Origin of the sequence: Streptomyces sp. SAJ15 (genome assembly GCF_007595705.1) — a bacterium.
Classification (GTDB): Bacteria; Actinomycetota; Actinomycetes; order Streptomycetales; family Streptomycetaceae; genus Streptomyces.
In genome coordinates, this window is record NZ_NISY01000002.1 from 1 (window position 1) to 19496 (window position 19496).

A 19496-nucleotide genomic window follows, 5' to 3' on the forward strand; every position below is an offset into this window, starting at 1 on the left:
CGCCGATGGTACTGCAGGGGGGACCCTGTGGGAGAGTAGGACGCCGCCGAACAATCATTGAAGAAAGCCCTGTTGGGAACCTCGGTTCCCAACAGGGCTTTCTTGCGTTGTGTTGCGGGTCACCCCGTGTTCACGTTCTCTGGGCAGCATTCGAGGCATGGGCACTCCTGCGGATGAGCTGCGACGCGAGTTGGCGGAGTCGGGCGTTCGGCCCGGCGCCGAGGTGATCGTGCCGTCGTACGGCACGTCTGAGGCGGCCGAGGCGGTGCTCCTGGTGGGCGCCCGGCCGGTCTTCGTGGACATAGCCGCCGACACGCTGTGCGTGGACCCGGCCGCGGTGGCGGCCGCGGTGACCCCCCGAACGGCGGCCGTCATACCGGTCCACACCTTCGGCCACCCGGCCGACATGGCAGGCATCGAGCGGATAGGCGCCCGACACGGCCTGCGGGTCATCGGATACGGTCCCGAGGACGAGTCGGCCGCCGATGTGCGGCGCCGCCAGGCCCACGCCGCCTATCTGGACGAACGGCTCCGCGGAGTGATCACCCAGCCCGTCGCGCACCACGTGTGCCACACCTACCAGCAGTACGTCGTCCGGGTGCCGGGCAACGGCCGGCCGGACCGGGACGCCTTCGCGCGGGCGCTGCGGTCCCGGGGCGTCGGCTGCCACGTCCCCGTACAGACCCCCGTGCACCGCACCTCGCGCTTCCGGCGGGAGATGTGGCTGGCGGAGACCGAGCGGGCCGCTGACGAGTGCCTGGCGCTGCCGGTGGACGCGCAGATGACACGACGCGAACTTCAGCGTGTGGTGTCGGCCTGCAACGCACTGGGCGGGTTGCTCCAGGTCGCCGCCTGATCCGGTCCGGTCGATGGTCCGTCGATGGTCCGTCGATGGTCCGTCGATGGTCCGTCGATGGTCCGGAGCCTCCGAAACTTCGGGTATGATTTACCTCGTTGGCCCGCCCCAATAGCTCAGTCGGCAGAGCGTCTCCATGGTAAGGAGAAGGTCTACGGTTCGATTCCGTATTGGGGCTCTGAGGAAAACGGAGAAGGCCCCCGCCAGTTGGCGGGGGCCTTCTCCGTTTCCAGGAGAAGAAGGGCCGGAAGAAAGGCTTCGGGCGCCCGGCGGTTCACCACCGGGCGCCCGGAAGGCGGACGTGAGTCCGGTACGGGTCAGGGCTCCTGGGATACGGCGAGTTCGGCCGGCTCGGTGAGCTCGGGGACGCGCATCGCCAGGATCGCCATGTCGTCGGAGGGCGGATCGGGGGCGAACCGCTCCACGGCGCGCAGCACCCGCGCGGCCACCGCGCCCGCCGTCAGCCCCGTACAGGTCGTCAGCACGTCGGTGAGACCGTCGTCGCCGAGCATCCGGGAGCCCTCACGCCGCTCGGTGACCCCGTCCGTGACGCACAGCAGGACGTCGCCCGGCTCCAGGGTGACGGTCTGTTCGTACAGCTCCAGGTCCTCCATGACGCCCAGCAGCGCCTGGGGCTCGGCGGCCGGCTCGACGCCGCCGTCCGGGCGGAGCCGCAGCGGCAGCGGGTGCCCGGCGCAGACGACCTTCAGGATGGCGCTGCCGTCCCGCTGTGGCCACAACTCCCCGTAGAGCAGGGTGAGGAAGCGGCTTCGGGCGCCCTCGTCGAGGATCGCGGCGTTGAGCCGCTCCAGCACCGCCGGGCCGCCGAAGCCCTCGCGGGCGAGCAGCCGCAGGGCGTGCCGGGCCAGCCCGGTGACCGCCGCGGCCTCCGGCCCGGTGCCGCAGACGTCGCCGATGGCGAAGCCGTACGCGCCGTCGCGGATGGGGAAGAGGTCGTAGAAGTCGCCGCCGACCTCGTTGCCCTCGCCGGCCGCGCGGTAGATGACCTCGACCTCCACGCCGGGGACCGTGGGCAGCTCCGGCGGCAGCAGGCTGCGCTGGAGGGACTGGCTGATGGCGGTGCGCTCCGAGTACAGCCGGGCGTTGTCGAGCGCCAGGGCGGCCCGTCGGGAGAGGTCCTCCGCGAGCTCCAGGATCTCCTGCCGGAAGTGCTCGTCGGTGGGCTTGCCGAGGGTCAGCATGCCGATGACGCGGTTGCGGGCCACCAGTGGCAGGACGACCGTCTCCCCACCGACCGCGGAGGCGGTGGCCAGCGAGGCGCCGGGCCCGGAGGAGGGGCGGGCGGACTCGCCCAGGTTGAGGCTGCGCAGCGAGGTGCGCAGCGCCGCCGCGTTCGCGGCCTCGGATGGCGCCGTCCACACCCGGGCCCCGGTGCGCACCGGCTCCGGCGGATCCACCTTGGACAGCAGCGCCTTGAGCCCGTCGATGCGGTCCTCGTCCTCGTGCAGGACGTAGCTCAGCTCGGGCTCCGACGTCTGGTCGGCGATGGTGTAGACGGCGCACCAGGTGGCCAGGGTGGGCACGGTCATCTGGGCCATCAGAGCCAGCGTCTGGTCGCGGTCGAGCGTACCGGCGAGCAGGTCGGACGCCTCGACCAGGAAGGACAGTGAGCCGCGGCGCAGCCGCTCCAACTCGGTGAGCCGGGCGGACTCCACGGCCAGCGCGATCCGGTCGGCGGCGAACTGGAGTCGCAGCGCCTCCTCGTTGCTGTACCGCCCGGGGGCCTCGGCGGCGACGCCGAGCGAGCCGGTGAGCCGGCCCTCCACCTTCAGGGGGACGGTGACCACCGAGCGCATCCCGGTGTTGGCCAGCAGCGGCACGGCGCCGGGGACGACTCCGAGGTCCTCGTGGACGGCGGGCATCCGGGCCGAGCCGTAGCGACCGGTGCCGGCCTCGACCGGGACCCGGGCGAAGCGCTGGCGGGCGGAGGGCAGACCGGTGGAGGCACGCACCTCCAGCTCCGTCTCGTCGTCGGTGGCCAGCAGCAGATAGGCGGCGTCGCCGTCCAGCATGTCGCGGGCGCGCTCCACGGTGCGCTGGAGCAGTCCGTCGAGGTCGTCGGGGGCGGGGGAGCCGATGAAGACCTCGAAGGCGTCGGTGGGGGTTCCGCGCTCCGGGGCGCTGACGGCGTCGGGCGCCGCCCCGCGCGTCGGGCTCTGCAGCACCGCCCGCTCGTGTTCGCGGACCAGCAGACAGACGGTGGAGGGTTCGCCGTCGGCGTCGCGGACCCGGAGGTGGGAGGCGTAGACGGGGATGACGCGGCCGTCCGCGCCGCGGACCCCGTAGGAGCCCTCCCAGCGGGACAGCCGCAGCGCCTCGGCGATGCCGGTGCTGGTCCCCGGGGTGTGCGGCCAGGCGGCGAAGTCGGTCAGCGGCTTGCCGACGACCTGCTCCGCCGCGTAGCCGAACAGCTCCCGGGCGTCGTCGTTCCAGGCGCTGAGCGCCCCGGCACGGTCGATCTGGAGGACGGCGACGCGCACCCGGGCGTCGGCGACCGGCAGCGCGTGCGCGGGCAGGGCGGGGCCGGCGGAGCGGGTGCCGGCCGGCCGGTCGGGGAGGTCGAGCTGGAACCAGACCCGCTTGCGGGCGGCGGTGTACTCCACGCCCCAGCGGGAGGCGAGCGCCGCGCACAGCAGCAGGCCGCGGCCGCCCTCGCGGTCGGGGTTGGCGTACTGCCGGCCGTTGCCCTCCAGCGGCAGCTCGCGCTCGGGGTATCGGTCGCCGACCTCGACCCGCACGCCGTCCTCGGCGCGTACGCACACCACCTCGGCGGCGGTGCCGGCGTGCACCACGGCGTTGGTGACCAGCTCGCTGGTGAGGACCACGGCGTCGTCGACGACGTCGGCGAGCCCCCAGCCCTGGAGGGTGTCGCGCACGAAGGTGCGGGCGGAGGCGACCGAGCGTCCCACCGGTTCGAAGCTCGCGGCTGCCCGCGCGGTGATCACAGCTCTCCCCATGCGTGTCTCGGCGATCTGCTCACCCATGCCGCAGTGCCCCTCCGATGCCTGGCCGACTGCCAGGTTACTGACCTCCGCGGCCCGTGCGAATGCCGGTATGGAGTCATTCCACCGTGAGAGTGCCCGGTCCGGCATGCGAACCCGTCGAACTGTTATGGCCTGGTTGGGCCAGGGTGAAACACTGGGAAAGCTCGGAGAGAGTCGGAAGTGCGAACCCGGCGAAGACGGTCAACCCTGCGGGAGGGACACGGTGGAGTCTGGCGCGGCGGCGCGGGGCACAGGCACGCGCGCGAAGGGCGGACAGTCCCGAAGCAGACAGCGCAGTGGGACGACGGAGGTCGAGACGGCGGCCCTGAACCGGCTGCTGTCGGCGATGACGGCGATGCGGGACGGAAACTTCCGCCGGAGGCTGGCGGTCTCCGGGGACGGGGTGCTGGCCGAGATCGCCGAGATGTACAACGAGCTCGCGGAGCGTAACCTCCAGCTCACCGGGGAGCTGTCGCGGGTGCGGCGGGCCGTGGGCCGGGAGGGCAAGCTCACCGAGCGTCTGGAGACGGGGTTCCGCGAGGGCGCCTGGGCGACGGCGGTCGACGCGGCCAACGCGCTGGTCGACGATCTCGTACGACCGGTGTCCGAGGTGGGACGGGTGCTCTCGGCGGTCTCCGAGGGCAACCTGGAACAGCGGATGGAACTGCGTTCGATGGACGCGGACGGCACGGCGCACCCGCTGCGCGGTGAGTTCCTGAAGGTGGGGCGCACCGTCAACGGGCTGGTGGACCAGCTGTCGGTGTTCACCGAGGAGCTGACCCGGGTGGCCCGCGAGGTCGGCACCGAGGGCCGGCTGGGCGGTCAGGCCCGGGTGCGCGGCATGTCGGGCTCCTGGCGGGACCTCACCGACTCGGTCAACACCATGGCCTCGCGGCTGACCGCGCAGGTCCGCGACATCGCGCTGGTCACCACGGCGGTGGCCAAGGGCGATCTGTCGCGCAAGGTCACGGTGCACGTGTCCGGCGAGATGCTGGAGCTCAAGGACACCGTGAACACCATGGTGGACCAGCTCTCCTCCTTCGCCTCCGAGGTGACGCGGGTGGCGCGCGAGGTGGGCACGGAGGGCCAGCTCGGCGGTCAGGCCCAGGTCCCCGGGGTGGCCGGCGTATGGAAGGACCTGACGGACTCGGTCAACACGATGGCCGGCAATCTCACCATGCAGGTGCGTGGGATCGCGCAGGTCACCACGGCGGTGGCCAACGGTGATCTGTCGCAGAAGGTCACGGTGAGCGCCCGCGGCGAGATCGCGCGGCTGGCGGACACGATCAACACCATGACCGAGACGCTGCGCACCTTCGCCGACGAGGTGACCCGGGTGGCCAGCGAGGTGGCGGCCGAGGGGCTGCTGGGCGGCAAGGCGCACGTGCCGGGGGCGGCGGGCACCTGGAAGGACCTGACGGACTCCGTCAACACGGCGTTCCGCAACGTCACCACCCAGGTGCGGGACATCGCGAAGGTGACGACGGCGGTCGCCAACGGCGATCTGTCGCAGAAGGTCACGGTGGACGTCGTCGGGGAGATGCTGGAGCTGAAGAACACCGTCAACACGATGGTGGACCAGCTGCAGTCCTTCGGCGCCGAGGTGACGCGCGTCGCCCGGGAGATCGGCGTCGAGGGCGAGCTGGGTGGCCAGGCCCAGGTGCCGGGGGCGGCGGGCACCTGGAAGGACCTGACGGACTCCGTCAACACGGCGTTCCGCAACCTGACCGGTCAGGTGCGCAACATCTCCCAGGTGACCACGGCGGTGGCCAACGGCGATCTGTCGCAGAAGGTCACCGTCGACGTCTCCGGTGAGATGCTCCAGCTGAAGAACACCGTGAACACCATGGTGGACCAGCTGTCCTCCTTCGCCGACCAGGTCACGCGGATGGCCCGGGACGTGGGCACGGAGGGCCGGCTGGGCGGTCAGGCCCGGGTGGACGGGGTCTCCGGCACCTGGAAGGACCTGACGGACTCCGTCAACTTCATGGCCGGCAACCTGACCTCCCAGGTGCGCCAGATCGCCCAGGTGACCACCGCGGTGGCGCGCGGCGATCTGTCGCAGAAGATCGAGGTCGACGCGCGGGGCGAGATCCTGGAGCTGAAGAACACCATCAACACGATGGTCGACCAGCTCTCCGACTTCGCCCAGCAGGTGACCCGGGTGGCCCGCGAGGTGGGCACCGACGGCCGGCTGGGCGGTCAGGCGCAGGTGCCCGGGGTGGCCGGCGTGTGGCGCGATCTGACGGACTCGGTCAACGGCATGGCGGGCAATCTGACCACCCAGGTCCGCAACATCGCGCAGGTCGCGACGGCGGTGGCGCGCGGCGATCTGTCGCAGAAGATCGACGTGGACGCGCGGGGCGAGATCCTGGAGCTGAAGAACACCATCAACACGATGGTCGACCAGCTCTCCTCGTTCGCGGAGGAGGTGACCCGGGTGGCCCGCGAGGTGGGCACCGACGGCCGGTTGGGCGGTCAGGCGGAGGTGCAGGGCGTCTCCGGCACCTGGAAGGACCTCACGCAGTCCGTCAACTTCATGGCGGAGAACCTCACCATCCAGGTCCGCAACATCGCCGAGGTGACCACGGCGGTCGCGATGGGCGACCTGTCGAAGAAGATCACCGTCGACGCCAAGGGCGAGATCCTCGAACTGGTCACCACCGTCAACACGATGGTCGACCAGCTGTCGGACTTCGCCGAGCAGGTGACCCGGGTGGCGCGCGAGGTGGGTACCGAGGGACAGCTCGGCGGCCAGGCGCGGGTGCAGGGCGTCACCGGCATCTGGAAGGACCTCAGCGACAACGTCAACCTGATGGCGAACAACCTCACCATCCAGGTGCGCAACATCTCCCAGGTGGCGGGCGCGGTCGCCAACGGCGACCTGACGAAGAAGGTGACGGTCGAGGCGCGCGGCGAGGTCGCGCAACTCGCCGACACCGTCAACACGATGGTGACCACGCTGTCGTCGTTCGCCGACGAGGTCACCCGCGTCGCCCGCGAGGTGGGTACGGAGGGCATCCTCGGCGGTCAGGCACGGGTGCCGGGCGTCTCGGGGACCTGGAAGGACCTCACCGAGTCCGTGAACTCGATGGCGAACAACCTGACCGGTCAGGTCCGCAACATCGCGATGGTCACCACCGCGATCGCCAACGGCGACCTGACCAAGAAGATCGACATCGATGCGCGCGGCGAGATCCTGGAGCTCAAGACCACCATCAACACCATGGTCGACCAGCTCTCCTCGTTCGCCGAGGAGGTCACCCGGGTGGCCCGCGAGGTGGGCACCGAGGGCCAGCTGGGCGGTCAGGCGCGGGTCCGTGACGTGGCCGGCACCTGGCAGGACCTGACCGAGTCGGTGAACGAGATGGCCGGGAACCTCACCCGACAGGTGCGCGCCATCGCCGAGGTCGCCACCGCGGTCACCCGCGGCGACCTCAACCTGAAGATCGAGGCGGACGCGGCCGGCGAGATCCTCAAGCTGCAGGACAACATCAACATGATGATCGCCAACCTGCGCGAGACCACGCTGGCCAACAAGGAGCAGGACTGGCTGAAGGGCAACCTCGCCCGCATCTCCGGTCTGATGCAGGGCCTGCGCGAGCTGGAGAACGTGGCCGGGCTGATCATGAGCGAGCTGACCCCGGTGGTCTCCGCCCAGCACGGCGCCTTCTTCCTGGCCGAGCCGGAGGACGACAGCAGCGAGGCGGGCGTCCAGGACGACGGGTACGTGCTGCGGCTGATCGGCTCGTACGGCTACTCGCAGGGCAGCATGCCCACCACCTTCAAGCCCCGCGAGGCGCTGATCGGCACCGCGGCGGCGGAGAAGCGCACCATCCTGGTGGAGAACGTGCCGCCCGGCTATCTCAAGATCGCCTCGGGGCTCGGCGAGGCGGCCCCGGCCCATGTGATCGTGCTGCCGGTGCTCTTCGAGGGCAAGGTCCTCGGCGTCATCGAGCTGGCCTCCTTCCAGCCCTTCGCCCAGATCCAGAAGGACTTCCTCGCCCAGCTCGCCGAGATGATCGGCACCAGCGTCAACACGATCAGCGTCAACACCCGCACGGAGGTGCTGCTGAAGCAGTCGCAGGAGCTCACCGAGCAACTGCGGGAGCGGTCGGCGGAGCTGGAGAACCGGCAGGCGGCGCTGCAGGCGTCCAACGCCGAACTGGAGGAGAAGTCCGACCGGTTGGCGCGACAGAACCGGGACATCGAGGTGAAGAACACCGAGATCGAGGAGGCGCGGCAGGTCCTGGAGGAGCGCGCCGAGCAGCTCGCGGTCTCGATGCGCTACAAGTCCGAGTTCCTGGCCAACATGTCGCACGAGCTGCGCACCCCGCTCAACTCGCTGCTCATCCTGGCCAAGCTGCTCGCCGACAACGCCGACGGCAACCTCTCCCCGAAGCAGGTGGAGTTCGCCGAGACGATCCACGGCGCCGGCGCCGACCTGCTCCAGCTGATCAACGACATCCTGGACCTGTCGAAGGTCGAGGCGGGCAAGATGGACGTCAGCCCGACCCGGATCGCGCTGGTCCAGCTGGTCGACTATGTGGAGGCCACCTTCCGGCCGCTGACCGCGGAGAAGGGGCTCGACTTCTCGGTGCGGGTCTCCCCGGAGCTGCCGGCGACGCTGCACACCGACGAGCAGCGGCTGCTCCAGGTGCTGCGCAACCTGCTCTCCAACGCGGTGAAGTTCACCGACACCGGCGCGGTGGAGCTGGTGATCCGGCCGGCCGGCGCGGATGTGCCGGACGCCATCCGCGAGCAGCTGCTGGAGCACGGCGCGCTGCGTGACCCCGACGCCGAGATGATCGCCTTCTCGGTCACCGACACCGGCATCGGCATCGCGGCGAGCAAGATGCGCGTCATCTTCGAGGCGTTCAAGCAGGCCGACGGCACCACCAGCCGCAAGTACGGCGGCACCGGGCTGGGCCTGTCGATCAGCCGGGAGATCGCCCGGCTGCTCGGCGGCGAGATCCACGCCGCCAGCGAGCCGGGCCGCGGCTCCACCTTCACCCTCTATCTGCCGCTGCACCCCAGCGAGCTGCCGCCGCAGGGCTATCCGCAGCTCGGCCCCGGCGGCGACCACGCCGGCCCGTCGGCGTTGGAGCAGGGCCTCGAGGGCGAGCCGCCGCTGGACGCCCCCGCGGCCGACGGCTCAGGCTTCGGACTGCACGCCCTGCCACCGCTCCACGAGCCGTCGTCGGTGGCCCCGCACCGGGCCCGTGGCGGCGCCGGGCTCTTCCGGCGCCGCCAGCGGGCGGCCCAGGAGGCCGAGAGCGGGGCCGCCCAGAACGGCAGGGCCGGCGGCCGCGCCCAGGCCGAGCCCTGGCTGCTGGGCGGGCAGGACCTGGTCGCGCCGGAGGCGGCCGGAGGCTTCCACGGCGAGAAGGTGCTGATCGTCGACGACGACATCCGCAATGTCTTCGCCCTCACCAGCGTGCTGGAGCAGCACGGGCTCCAGGTGCTCTACGCCGAGAACGGCCGCGAGGGCATCGAGGTCCTGGAGCAGCACGACGATGTGGTGCTGGTGCTGATGGACATCATGATGCCGGAGATGGACGGGTACGCGACGACGGCGGCCATCCGCCGCATGCCGCAGTTCGCCGGGCTGCCGATCATCGCGCTCACCGCGAAGGCGATGAAGGGGGACCGGGAGAAGAGCATCGAGGCGGGCGCCTCGGACTACGTGACCAAGCCCGTCGACACCGATCACCTCCTCACGGTGATGGAGCAGTGGATGCGCAGGGAGTGAGGCCGGGGGCCGGCCGGCGCCCGGGGGTGTTGACTGACCGTGGCCGAACACGTGTGGGGACGCGGTATTCGGGGAACCTTCTGGTCCCCCACCGCGTTTCTGCTACGTGCACAGTGACATCGCGGTGACAGGGTGTGGCGACGAGCGGGGTGCGGCTACCATGACCGGCACAAGGACGGGCGGCGCAAGGGAGTCGTCCCCTGGGGCGGCACCCGGTGTCTCCCCTAGCTCGCTGAGCAGGGGAGGTCCCACGCCGGGGCGAGGAGGACGGGCCATGGTGCAGAAGGCCAAGATCCTCCTGGTCGATGACCGGCCGGAGAATCTGCTGGCGCTGGAGGCCATTCTCTCCGCGCTCGATCAGACCCTGGTCCGGGCATCGTCAGGGGAGGAAGCACTCAAGGCGCTGCTGACGGATGACTTCGCGGTGATTCTGCTGGACGTCCAGATGCCGGGCATGGACGGGTTCGAGACGGCCGCGCACATCAAGCGTCGGGAGCGGACCCGTGACATCCCGATCATCTTCCTCACCGCGATCAACCACGGCCCGCACCACACCTTCCGCGGCTATGCGGCGGGCGCGGTGGACTACATCTCCAAACCCTTCGATCCCTGGGTGCTCCGCGCGAAGGTCTCGGTCTTCGTCGAGCTGTACATGAAGAACTGCCAGCTGCGTGAGCAGGCGGCGCTGTTGCGGCTCCAGCTGGAGAGCGGCCAGCCGGTCGCGGGCGAGGCCGCGGAGCCGGCCGGGCTGCTGGCCGAGCTGTCCGCGCGGCTCGCCGCGGTGGAGGAGCAGGCCGAGGCGCTCTCCAAACAGCTGAACGAGTCCGCGGACGCGGCCGCCGTGGCCACCGCGGCGCATCTGGAGCGCAAGCTCACCGGGCTGCGCCGCGCGCTGGACGCCCTGGAGCCGGGCGCCGGCAGCGGGGCCGCCAGCCAGGTGCCCTCGCAGAACTGACGCACCCTCGCTCACCCCTCCTCCAGGGCCCCTCCTCGGGGCCTTCAGCCGTGTGGGGGCGCTGTGCGGCCCGCCGCGTGGCACGCCCGTCGTGATGCGCCGTCACGACGCCTGCGTCGCCGCGACCGTGGCAGTCGTCCCACCTGAAACGGCAGCCATGCGTGCCCCGTACGGCGGACGCGGGTAACCTCGCCCCCATGGCCTCACGTACGTCCGGCAAGGGTTCCCAGAGCACGGCGGGCACCTCGAAGCAGCGCGCCGGACAATCCGGAGGCGCCGCCAAGAAGGCACCCGCGAAGAAGGCGGCGGCCAAGAAGCCGCCCGCCAAGAAGGCCGCGCCCGCGAAGCGGCCCCCGGCCAAGAAGGCGGCGGCCAAGAAGGCCCCCGCCAAGAAGCCGGCCCCCAAGCCCGCACCCTCACCCACCGGCGGCGTCTACCGCGCCGCGCGCGCCGTCTGGATGGGTCTCGCGCGCTCCGTGGCCGCCGTCTTCCGCGGCATAGGACGCGGGGCGAAGGGCCTCGACCCCGCGCACCGCAAGGACGGCGTGGCGCTGCTCCTGCTGGCGCTCGCCCTGATCGTCGCGGCCGGCACCTGGTCCAACCTGAAGGGCCCGGTCGGCGACCTGGTCGAGATGCTGGTGACCGGCGCCTTCGGCCGGCTGGACCTGCTGGTGCCGATACTGCTCGGCGTGATCGCGGGCCGGCTGATCCTGCACCCCGAGCGTCCGGAGGCCAACGGACGGATCGTCATCGGGCTCTCCGCGCTGGTCCTCGGGGTGCTCGGCCAGGTGCACCTGGCCTGTGGCGCCCCCGAGCGCGACCAGACGGAGGCCGTCCGGGACGCCGGGGGCCTGATCGGCTGGGCCATCGCCACCCCGCTGGACTTCGCGCTCGGCGCGGTGCTCGCCGTGCCGCTGCTGATCCTGCTCACCCTCTTCGGGCTGCTGGTCGTCACCGCCACCCCCGTCGCCGCCATCCCACAGCGGCTGCGGCTGCTGGGCACCAGGCTGGGGCTGCTGCGCGGGGAGGAGTACGAGGACGGCCACGCGTACGAGGAGTACGACGACGGCGGTGCCGCCGACGGCCACCCGGAGTACGCCGGGGACTACGCCGAGGACTGGCGCGAGCCGGCTCCCGCGCGCCGGCGCGGCCCCCGGCGCGCGCCGGCGGTGGTCGGCCCGGAGCGGGCCGAGGAGGAGGCGTTGCGCAAGCGACGCGGGGCGCCCCGACCCGGGCCCGTGGAGCCGCCTTCGGACCGCCCCAAGGACGCCGTCGACGTGGCCGCCGCAGCCGCGGCGGCCCTCGACGGGGCCGTGCTGCACGGGGTGCAGCCGTCGCCGCTGGTAGCCGGCCTCAGCAACAGCGTCGGCGGCGACCGGGACGGCGCGGACGCCACCGGCTCCGTGCCGGGCGCCCGAGAGGCCGCCCGCGGCGGCGTCGAGCGGGCCGAGTCGACCATGGTCGTGCCCGACCTGACCCGCGCCGCGCCCGAGCCCGCCGAGCCGCTGCCGCCGCGCGCCGAGCAGCTTCGGCTCTCCGGCGACATCAGCTACGCGCGGCCCTCCCTGGACCTGCTGGCCCGGGGCGGCCCCGGCAAGGCCCGCAGCGCCGCCAACGACGCCGTCGTCGCCTCGCTGTCCACCGTCTTCACCGAGTTCAAGGTGGACGCCCGGGTCACCGGCTTCACCCGCGGCCCGACGGTCACCCGCTACGAGGTGGAGTTGGGCCCGGCCGTGAAGGTCGAGCGGATCACCGCGCTGACCAAGAACATCGCGTACGCGGTGGCCAGCCCGGACGTGCGGATCATCAGCCCGATCCCGGGCAAGTCCGCGGTCGGCATCGAAATCCCCAACAGCGACCGCGAGATGGTCAACCTGGGCGACGTGCTGCGCTCGGCGGACTCGGTCGGCGACGAGCATCCGATGCTGGTCGCGCTCGGCAAGGACGTCGAGGGCGGCTATGTCACCGCCAACCTCGCCAAGATGCCGCACGTGCTGGTGGCCGGCGCCACCGGCTCCGGAAAGTCCTCCTGCATCAACTGCCTGATCACCTCGGTCATGATGCGCGCCACCCCGGACGAGGTGCGGATGGTGCTGGTCGACCCCAAGCGGGTGGAGCTGACCGCCTACGAGGGCATCCCGCACCTGATCACGCCGATCATCACCAACCCCAAGCGGGCCGCCGAGGCGCTGCAGTGGGTGGTGCGGGAGATGGACCTGCGCTACGACGACCTGGCGGCCTTCGGCTACCGGCACATCGACGACTTCAACGCCGCGGTCCGGTCGGGGAAGGTCTCGCTCCCCGAGGGCAGCGAGCGAGAGCTGCGCCCGTACCCGTATCTGCTGGTCATCGTGGACGAGCTGGCGGACCTGATGATGGTGGCGCCGCGCGACGTGGAGGACTCGATCGTCCGCATCACCCAGCTCGCGCGGGCCGCGGGCATCCACCTGGTGCTGGCCACCCAGCGCCCCTCGGTGGACGTGGTGACCGGTCTGATCAAGGCGAACGTGCCGTCCCGGCTCGCCTTCGCCACCTCCTCGCTCGCCGACAGCCGGGTCATCCTGGACCAGCCGGGCGCCGAGAAGCTGATCGGCAAGGGCGACAGCCTGTTCCTGCCGATGGGGGCGAACAAGCCGGTCCGTATGCAGGGCGCCTTCATCACCGAGGAGGAGGTCGCCGCGGTCGTCGCGCACTGCAAGGGGCAGATGACGCCGGTCTTCCGCGACGACGTGACGGTGGGGTCGGCGCAGAAGAAGGAGATCGACGAGGACATCGGCGACGACCTCGACCTGCTCTGCCAGGCCGCCGAGCTGGTGGTCTCCACGCAGTTCGGCTCCACCTCGATGCTTCAGCGCAAGCTGCGGGTGGGCTTCGCGAAGGCGGGGCGGCTGATGGACCTGATGGAGTCGCGGGGGATCGTCGGACCGAGCGAGGGTTCGAAGGCTCGGGATGTTCTGGTCAAAGCGGATGAACTGGATGGAGTGCTCGCCGTGATCCGCGGGGAGGCTCACCCGTAAGGGGATGGCGGGCAACCGTTTCCCCTGCTGACACGTCAAGTTGAGGGAAGTGGTGGGGCGGATGCGGCATGTTCGGCCCGTGCGGTCGTATGTCCATTCTGTTGGCGTACAAAGTCCGCCCTCCCGCTTGCCCGACCCTTTCGCACCCCCCCTAGACTGAACCTCCAGCAGGTGGCTACACGCTCGAAAGGCGCCCCCGTGTCCATCGGCAACTCTTCTGGCAACTCCCCCGAAGATGACCGTCCTTCGGTCGGTCGCGCCCTCCAGCAGGCCCGCATCGACGCGGGGCTGACCGTCGACGAGGTCAGTTCGGCCACCCGGGTGCGCGTCCCGATCGTGCACGGGATCGAGCAGGACGACTTCTCGCGCTGCGGCGGCGACGTCTACGCCCGCGGGCATATCAGGGCGCTCGCCCGCGCGGTCCACCTCGATCCCGCCGCGTTGATCGCGCAGTACGACGCCGAGCACGGGGGGCGCCCCGCGCCCACTCCGGCGGCGCCCCTGTTCGAGGCCGAGCGGATCCGGCCCGAGCCGCGCCGGCCGAACTGGACCGCCGCCATGGTCGCGGCGATCGTCGCGGTGGTCGGCTTCGTCGGCTTCACCCTCTTCAGCGGGGGCGGGGCCCAGGACCAGACCGTCGCCGAGGAGTCCGCCGAGGCCAGGCCCACCAAGGCCGAGCCCAGGCCCAGCCGGCCCGCCGACCCCAAGCCGGAGCCGTCCGACAGCGCCATCGCGGCCGCTCCGGCGGACAAGGTCACCGTGCGGCTCACCGCCGCCGGCGGGCAGAGCTGGATCTCCGCCCAGGATCACAACGGGCGACTGATCCACGAGGGAGTGCTGCGGGAGGGCGACTCCGAGACGTTCACCGACAGCGAGCGGATCGACCTCGTCCTGGGCAACGCGGGCGTCGTGCAGCTGTTCGTGAACGGCAAGGAGGTCACGGAGGTGGGAGAAGAAGGCCAGGTCCAGCGGCTGAGCTACACCCGAGGAGACCCCGAGGTCGGCTGAGAGACGGGGTGGAGCGACGGGGGACGAAGCCCGGGCGACCGGGAGAACGTGCGAGCGGTAGCCCTGGCAGCGGGAGGCGCGGCCGGGACAAAGTAGGCTGAGCCTATGCCCGAACGCCGTACCGTCGCTCTTGTCACGCTTGGATGCGCCCGTAACGAGGTGGACTCGGAGGAGCTCGCAGGCCGCTTGGCAGCGGACGGCTGGGAGCTCGTCGAGGACGCCTCCGACGCGGACGTCGCCGTCGTCAACACCTGTGGATTCGTCGAGGCCGCAAAGAAGGACTCGGTCGACGCCCTACTGGAGGCCAACGACCTCAAGGATCATGGCAGGACCCAGGCCGTGGTGGCCGTGGGCTGCATGGCCGAGCGGTACGGCAAGGACCTCGCCGAGGCGCTGCCGGAGGCCGACGGAGTCCTCGGCTTCGACGACTACGCCGACATCTCCGACCGGCTGCAGACCATCCTCTCCGGCGGCATCCACGCCTCGCACACCCCGCGCGACCGGCGCAAGCTGCTGCCGATCAGCCCGGCCGAGCGACAGGCCGCGGCCGAGGTGGCACTGCCCGGCCACGCCCAGGCCGCCGAGAGCGCGCCCGAAGACCTGCCGGAGGGCCTCGCCCCGGCCTCCGGGCCACGCGCCCCGCTCCGCCGCCGGCTGGGCACCAGCCCCGTCGCCTCGGTCAAGCTGGCCTCCGGCTGCGACCGGCGCTGCACCTTCTGCGCCATCCCGTCCTTCCGCGGCTCCTTCATCTCCCGGCGCCCCTCCGACGTGCTGGGGGAGACCCGCTGGCTCGCCGAGCAGGGCGTCAAGGAGATCATGCTGGTCTCCGAGAACAACACCTCCTACGGCAAGGACCTCGGCGACATCCGGCTGCTGGAGACGCTGCTGCCGGAGCTGGCGGCGGTGGACGGCCTGGAGCGGATCCGGGTCAGCTACCTCCAGCCCGCCGAGATGCGGCCCGGCCTGATCGACGTGCTGACCTCCACCGAGAAGGTCGCCCCCTACTTCGACCTGTCCTTCCAGCACTCCGCCCCGGGCGTGCTGCGCGCGATGCGCCGCTTCGGCGACACCGACCGCTTCCTTGAGCTGCTGGACCAGATCCGGGGCAAGGCCCCGCAGGCCGGCGCCCGGTCCAACTTCATCGTCGGCTTCCCCGGTGAGACCGAGGAGGACCTGGCCGAGCTGGAGCGCTTCATCACCGAGGCCCGGCTCGACGCCATCGGCGTCTTCGGCTACTCGGACGAGGAGGGCACCGAGGCCGCCTCGTACGAGAACAAGCTCGACCCCGAGGTGGTGGCCGAGCGCCTGGAGCACATCTCGCGCCTGGCCGAGGAGCTCACCGCGCAGCGCGCCGAGGAGCGGCTGGGCGAGACGGTGGAGGTGCTCATCGACCGGGTGGACGAGGAGGACGGGCCGGTCGGCCGTGGCGCGCACCAGGCGCCGGAGACCGACGGCCAGACGATCCTGACCGGGCTGGACGGCCTGGGCGTCGGCACCGACGGCGCGGAGCTGGCCCCCGGCCGCATGATCCTGGCGAAGGTGGTCGGGACGGAGGGCGTGGACCTCGTCGCGGAACCGCTGCCGGCCTCGCTGTCCCTCGGTGATGCCGGCAGCTGTGGCGAGGAGGCGGCCAGATGACCCACCTGCCGGCCTCCGCCGCGGGCGGCGCCCGTCCGGCGGCCCGGTCCGTGGCGCCGGCCCGCCTGTGGAACATCGCCAACATCCTCACCATGGTGCGGCTGCTCCTTGTGCCCGGCTTCGTCCTGTTGATGCTGCACAACGGCGGCTACGACCCGGCCTGGCGCTCGTTCGCCTGGGCGGCGTTCGCCATCGCCATGATCACCGACCTCTTCGACGGGCATCTGGCACGTCGCTACAACCTCGTCACCGACTTCGGCAAGATCGCGGATCCGATCGCGGACAAGGCGATCATGGGAGCGGCGCTGATCTGTCTGTCGGCCCTCTCGGACCTGCCGTGGTGGGTCACCGGCGTGATCCTCTTCCGGGAGATCGGCATCACCCTGATGCGCTTCTGGGTGATCAAACACGGGGTGATCCCGGCCAGCCGGGGCGGCAAGATGAAGACGCTCGCCCAGGGCACCGCGGTCGGCATGTACATCCTCGCGCTCACCGGACCGCTGGCCACGCTGCGGGCCTGGGTGATGGCCGTCGCCGTCGCGCTCACCGTGCTGACCGGCCTGGACTACGTGCGGCAGGCGATCGTGCTGCGCCGCGCCGGGTTGGCCGCCGAGCGTGAACGGGCGGCCCGGGAGTCCGTACGGTGACGGCCGCCGCCGGCAGCGGCACGGGGTCGGACGTCCCGGCCGGCGGCCCCGCGGACGTCGCCGCGGAGATCGCACCGGACGGCTTCCCGCCCGGTGCCCGGGGTGGGTCCCCGGACGTGGGGCCGGCGGTCCGGGCGTTGAAGCTGTTGGCGGCGCGCGGCCAGACGTTGGCCGTCGCCGAGTCGCTCACCGGTGGACTGGTGGCCGCCGCGCTGACCGCCGTGCCCGGGGCCTCCCGCTCCTTCCGCGGCTCGGTGACCGCGTACGCCACCGAGCTCAAGCGGTCGGTGCTGGGCGTGGACGGGGAACTGCTCGCCGAGCGGGGGGCGGTCGACGCGGACGTCGCACGGCAGATGGCGGGGGGCGTACGGCGGGCGCTGGGCGCCGACTGGGGGGTGGCGACCACCGGGGTCGCCGGACCGACCCCGCAGGACGGGCAGCCGGTCGGCACGGTCTTCGTGGCGGTCGAGGGGCCGGGCGGAGCCGCGACCGTGGTCGCGTTGCATCTGGACGGCGACCGGGCAGACATTCGACAGCAGAGCGTACGAGCAGCTCTAGAGCTGTTGTTCAACGAACTGATCGAAAATGCAAGGGCACAGGATACGGAACAACACGGGGGGATTTGATGTTTGCAGCCCTGAGTGAACACGACATCGCTCCCCGCACGGGCGGAGCCGGAGGCGGTACGGTGGGGCGTGAAGGATCCGGATCCGAGGTCCGAGGAGGGAGCCAGCGATGATTCTGCTCCGTCGCCTGCTGGGTGACGTGCTGCGCCGGCAGCGCCAGCGCCAGGGCCGTACTCTGCGCGAGGTCTCCTCCTCCGCCCGGGTGTCCCTCGGCTACCTGTCCGAGGTCGAGCGCGGCCAGAAGGAAGCTTCATCCGAACTGCTCGCCGCGATCTGTGACGCCTTGGATGTGCGGATGTCCCAGGTCATGCGGGAAGTGAGCGACGAGCTGTCGCTCGCGGAGCTGGCGGAGTCGGCCACCGCGACCGAGCCCGTGCCAACGCCGGTCAGGCCGCTCAACTCGGTGTCCGTCACCTCGGTGACGGGTGTTCCGGAGGAGCGCGTGACCATCAAGGCCCCGGCGGAAGCGGTGGATGTCGTCGCGGCCTGACGGCCCGAATCCTCGGTGGTCCCGTCGCGTGTCGACACGACTCGAGACGACGGATGTCGAGACGACGAGTGTTCGAACGGAGTCCTGGTGGGTGCGGATGCGCACCGGCCAGGACTCCTTCGCGTTCAGCGGCGCGCCACACCGCTGAGATGCCACCGCCGTACCCACGCTGACCACCGAAGAGCGTGCGGTCGCCTCCTTTTATGGGGAGCTGTCCGCAGGCCGTCGGGGCGTGGAACGCGCACGAAGGTTGCCATGGTCTGTGCGATGGTGGGAAGGGAGCCAACTGCTCGAAATGCCGTCGAACGGTCGCTGTCGATGGCGAACAGTCGAACAGGAGGAAACGGATGTCCGTGCTCAAGAGCCCCCTCCCGGAGGAGAGCCGCAAGACCGTCGGTGACGCCCTACAGGGCGCGCTCGTCGACCTCGTCGACCTCTCCCTGGTGGCCAAGCAGGTCCACTGGACGGTGGTCGGACCACGCTTCCGCTCCGTGCATCTTCAACTCGACGAGGTCGTGGCCACGGCCCGGCAGCATGCCGACATCGTGGCCGAGCGCGCCTCGGCGATCGGTGTCGCCCCGGACGGCCGCGCCGAGACCGTCGCCAAGACCAGCGGAATCGACACCGTCAAGGACGGCTGGAGCAAGGACACCGAAGCCGTACGGACCCTGGTCGCCGCCCTCCACGCGGTCATCGGGCGGATGCGGCAGCGTATCGACGCCACCGCCGAACCCGATCCCGTGACTCAGGACATCCTCATCGGGCTGACACGGGATCTGGAGAAGCACCACTGGATGTTCAACGCGGAGAACGTCTGAGCGTGGTGAAGGGCTGATGTTCCGGCGAACGGCCGGGACATCAGCCTGATGGCGTGTCAGGGGCGGCGAGAGCGTCGGCGTCGGGGTACATCCGGGTGCTGGACGGGTGCCGGGACGGGTGCCGGGGGCGGCCGGGGGCATCCGGGGGTGTCAGAGGCGGTCGGGGGTGTCAGAGGCAGTCGGCCGTCCCACTCTCGATGTGGGCGGGCCGACATGCGGGGTGGGCCGACGCTGGGCAGACTGTGGAGAGCGCGGAGGTCCGACGCGCCCCGGTCATCGCCGCCCCGCCGCGCCCCTTGTGCGCTCTCCCGGCCCGAGCGAACCGGCGTCTAGCGTCTGCCCGAGTCCGCGTCGGCCGAAGGAGGCAGCCATGGCACCCATCGGAACGGCCGGCCGCTGCTTCCGCCGGGCGGCCCGGTGGGCCTGCGCGAGCCTTCTCGTGGGGATCTGGTGCCTGTGGTGCTGGGCGGCGCTCCGGCTGGCCCTCCAGCCCGGTCGCGCCGGTCCGGTGGAAGGCGCGGTGGTGGCCGGCGGCTGGGGCCTGAGCCTGCTGCCCGTGCACTGCGTCCCCGGATCCGCCGCCGGAGCCCGGGCTATCCGCCGCCACCGGCTCTGGGGATGGCTGCTGCGCCGCCTGGGCCTCCCGGGCCCGGGCGAGTGGTGCTGCGATGGGGCGGCGGAGGG

At 71.4% G+C, this 19496-nt stretch carries 11 protein-coding genes and 1 tRNA gene; 11 read left to right on the plus strand and 1 reads right to left on the minus strand.

All coding sequences use genetic code 11. From position 1 onward, the window contains the following. Positions 1-157: 157 nt before the first annotated feature. Positions 158-856, plus strand: coding sequence for a DegT/DnrJ/EryC1/StrS family aminotransferase (locus CD790_RS05645; protein ID WP_144381938.1), 699 nt, complete (start codon positions 158-160; stop codon positions 854-856). Positions 857-961: 105 nt separating this feature from the next. Next, positions 962-1034, plus strand: a tRNA-Thr gene (locus tag CD790_RS05650). Between the two features lie 139 nt (positions 1035-1173). Here the strand turns inward: CD790_RS05650 and CD790_RS05655 are convergent. After that, positions 1174-3822 (minus strand): SpoIIE family protein phosphatase, encoded by a 2649-nt coding sequence (locus tag CD790_RS05655; protein WP_186318949.1) that lies wholly within the window; start codon positions 3820-3822, stop codon positions 1174-1176. 262 nt (positions 3823-4084) lie between these two features. Here CD790_RS05655 and CD790_RS05660 point away from each other — a divergent pair, with 262 nt between their 5' ends. The 9 genes from CD790_RS05660 (at position 4085) to CD790_RS05700 (ending at position 18812) form a co-directional block, all read left to right on the plus strand. Further along, positions 4085-9613 carry a HAMP domain-containing protein gene (locus CD790_RS05660; RefSeq protein WP_144381940.1) on the plus strand — a complete coding sequence of 1843 codons (5529 nt, stop codon included), beginning with the start codon at positions 4085-4087 and terminating at the stop codon, positions 9611-9613. Positions 9614-9887: 274 nt separating this feature from the next. Then, positions 9888-10568: a two-component system response regulator gene (locus tag CD790_RS05665; RefSeq protein WP_144381941.1), complete on the plus strand. Its 681-nt coding sequence runs from the start codon at positions 9888-9890 to the stop codon at positions 10566-10568. A gap of 197 nt (positions 10569-10765) precedes the next feature. After that, positions 10766-13585: a DNA translocase FtsK gene (locus tag CD790_RS05670; protein WP_144381942.1), complete on the plus strand. Its 2820-nt coding sequence runs from the start codon at positions 10766-10768 to the stop codon at positions 13583-13585. 198 nt (positions 13586-13783) lie between these two features. After that, a complete protein-coding gene (locus tag CD790_RS05675) occupies positions 13784-14593 on the plus strand; it encodes a helix-turn-helix domain-containing protein (RefSeq protein ID WP_144381943.1) in 810 nt (269 codons plus the stop codon). 105 nt (positions 14594-14698) lie between these two features. Next, the gene (rimO, locus tag CD790_RS05680) at positions 14699-16231 is read left to right on the plus strand and encodes a 30S ribosomal protein S12 methylthiotransferase RimO (RefSeq protein WP_144381944.1); all 1533 of its coding nucleotides are present in this window, start codon (positions 14699-14701) and stop codon (positions 16229-16231) included. After that, positions 16228-16878 carry a CDP-diacylglycerol--glycerol-3-phosphate 3-phosphatidyltransferase gene (gene pgsA, locus CD790_RS05685; protein WP_144381945.1) on the plus strand — a complete coding sequence of 217 codons (651 nt, stop codon included), beginning with the start codon at positions 16228-16230 and terminating at the stop codon, positions 16876-16878. Before rimO ends, pgsA begins: the two co-directional genes overlap by 4 nt. A 116-nt stretch (positions 16879-16994) precedes the next feature. Further along, positions 16995-17504 (plus strand): CinA family protein, encoded by a 510-nt coding sequence (locus CD790_RS05690; protein ID WP_144382681.1) that lies wholly within the window; start codon positions 16995-16997, stop codon positions 17502-17504. 109 nt (positions 17505-17613) lie between these two features. Further along, on the plus strand, positions 17614-17994 hold the full coding sequence (locus CD790_RS05695) for a helix-turn-helix domain-containing protein (RefSeq protein WP_144381946.1): 381 nt from the start codon (positions 17614-17616) through the stop codon (positions 17992-17994). Positions 17995-18341: 347 nt separating this feature from the next. Further along, on the plus strand, positions 18342-18812 hold the full coding sequence (locus tag CD790_RS05700; RefSeq protein ID WP_144381947.1) for a Dps family protein: 471 nt from the start codon (positions 18342-18344) through the stop codon (positions 18810-18812). Positions 18813-19496: the final 684 nt, after the last annotated feature.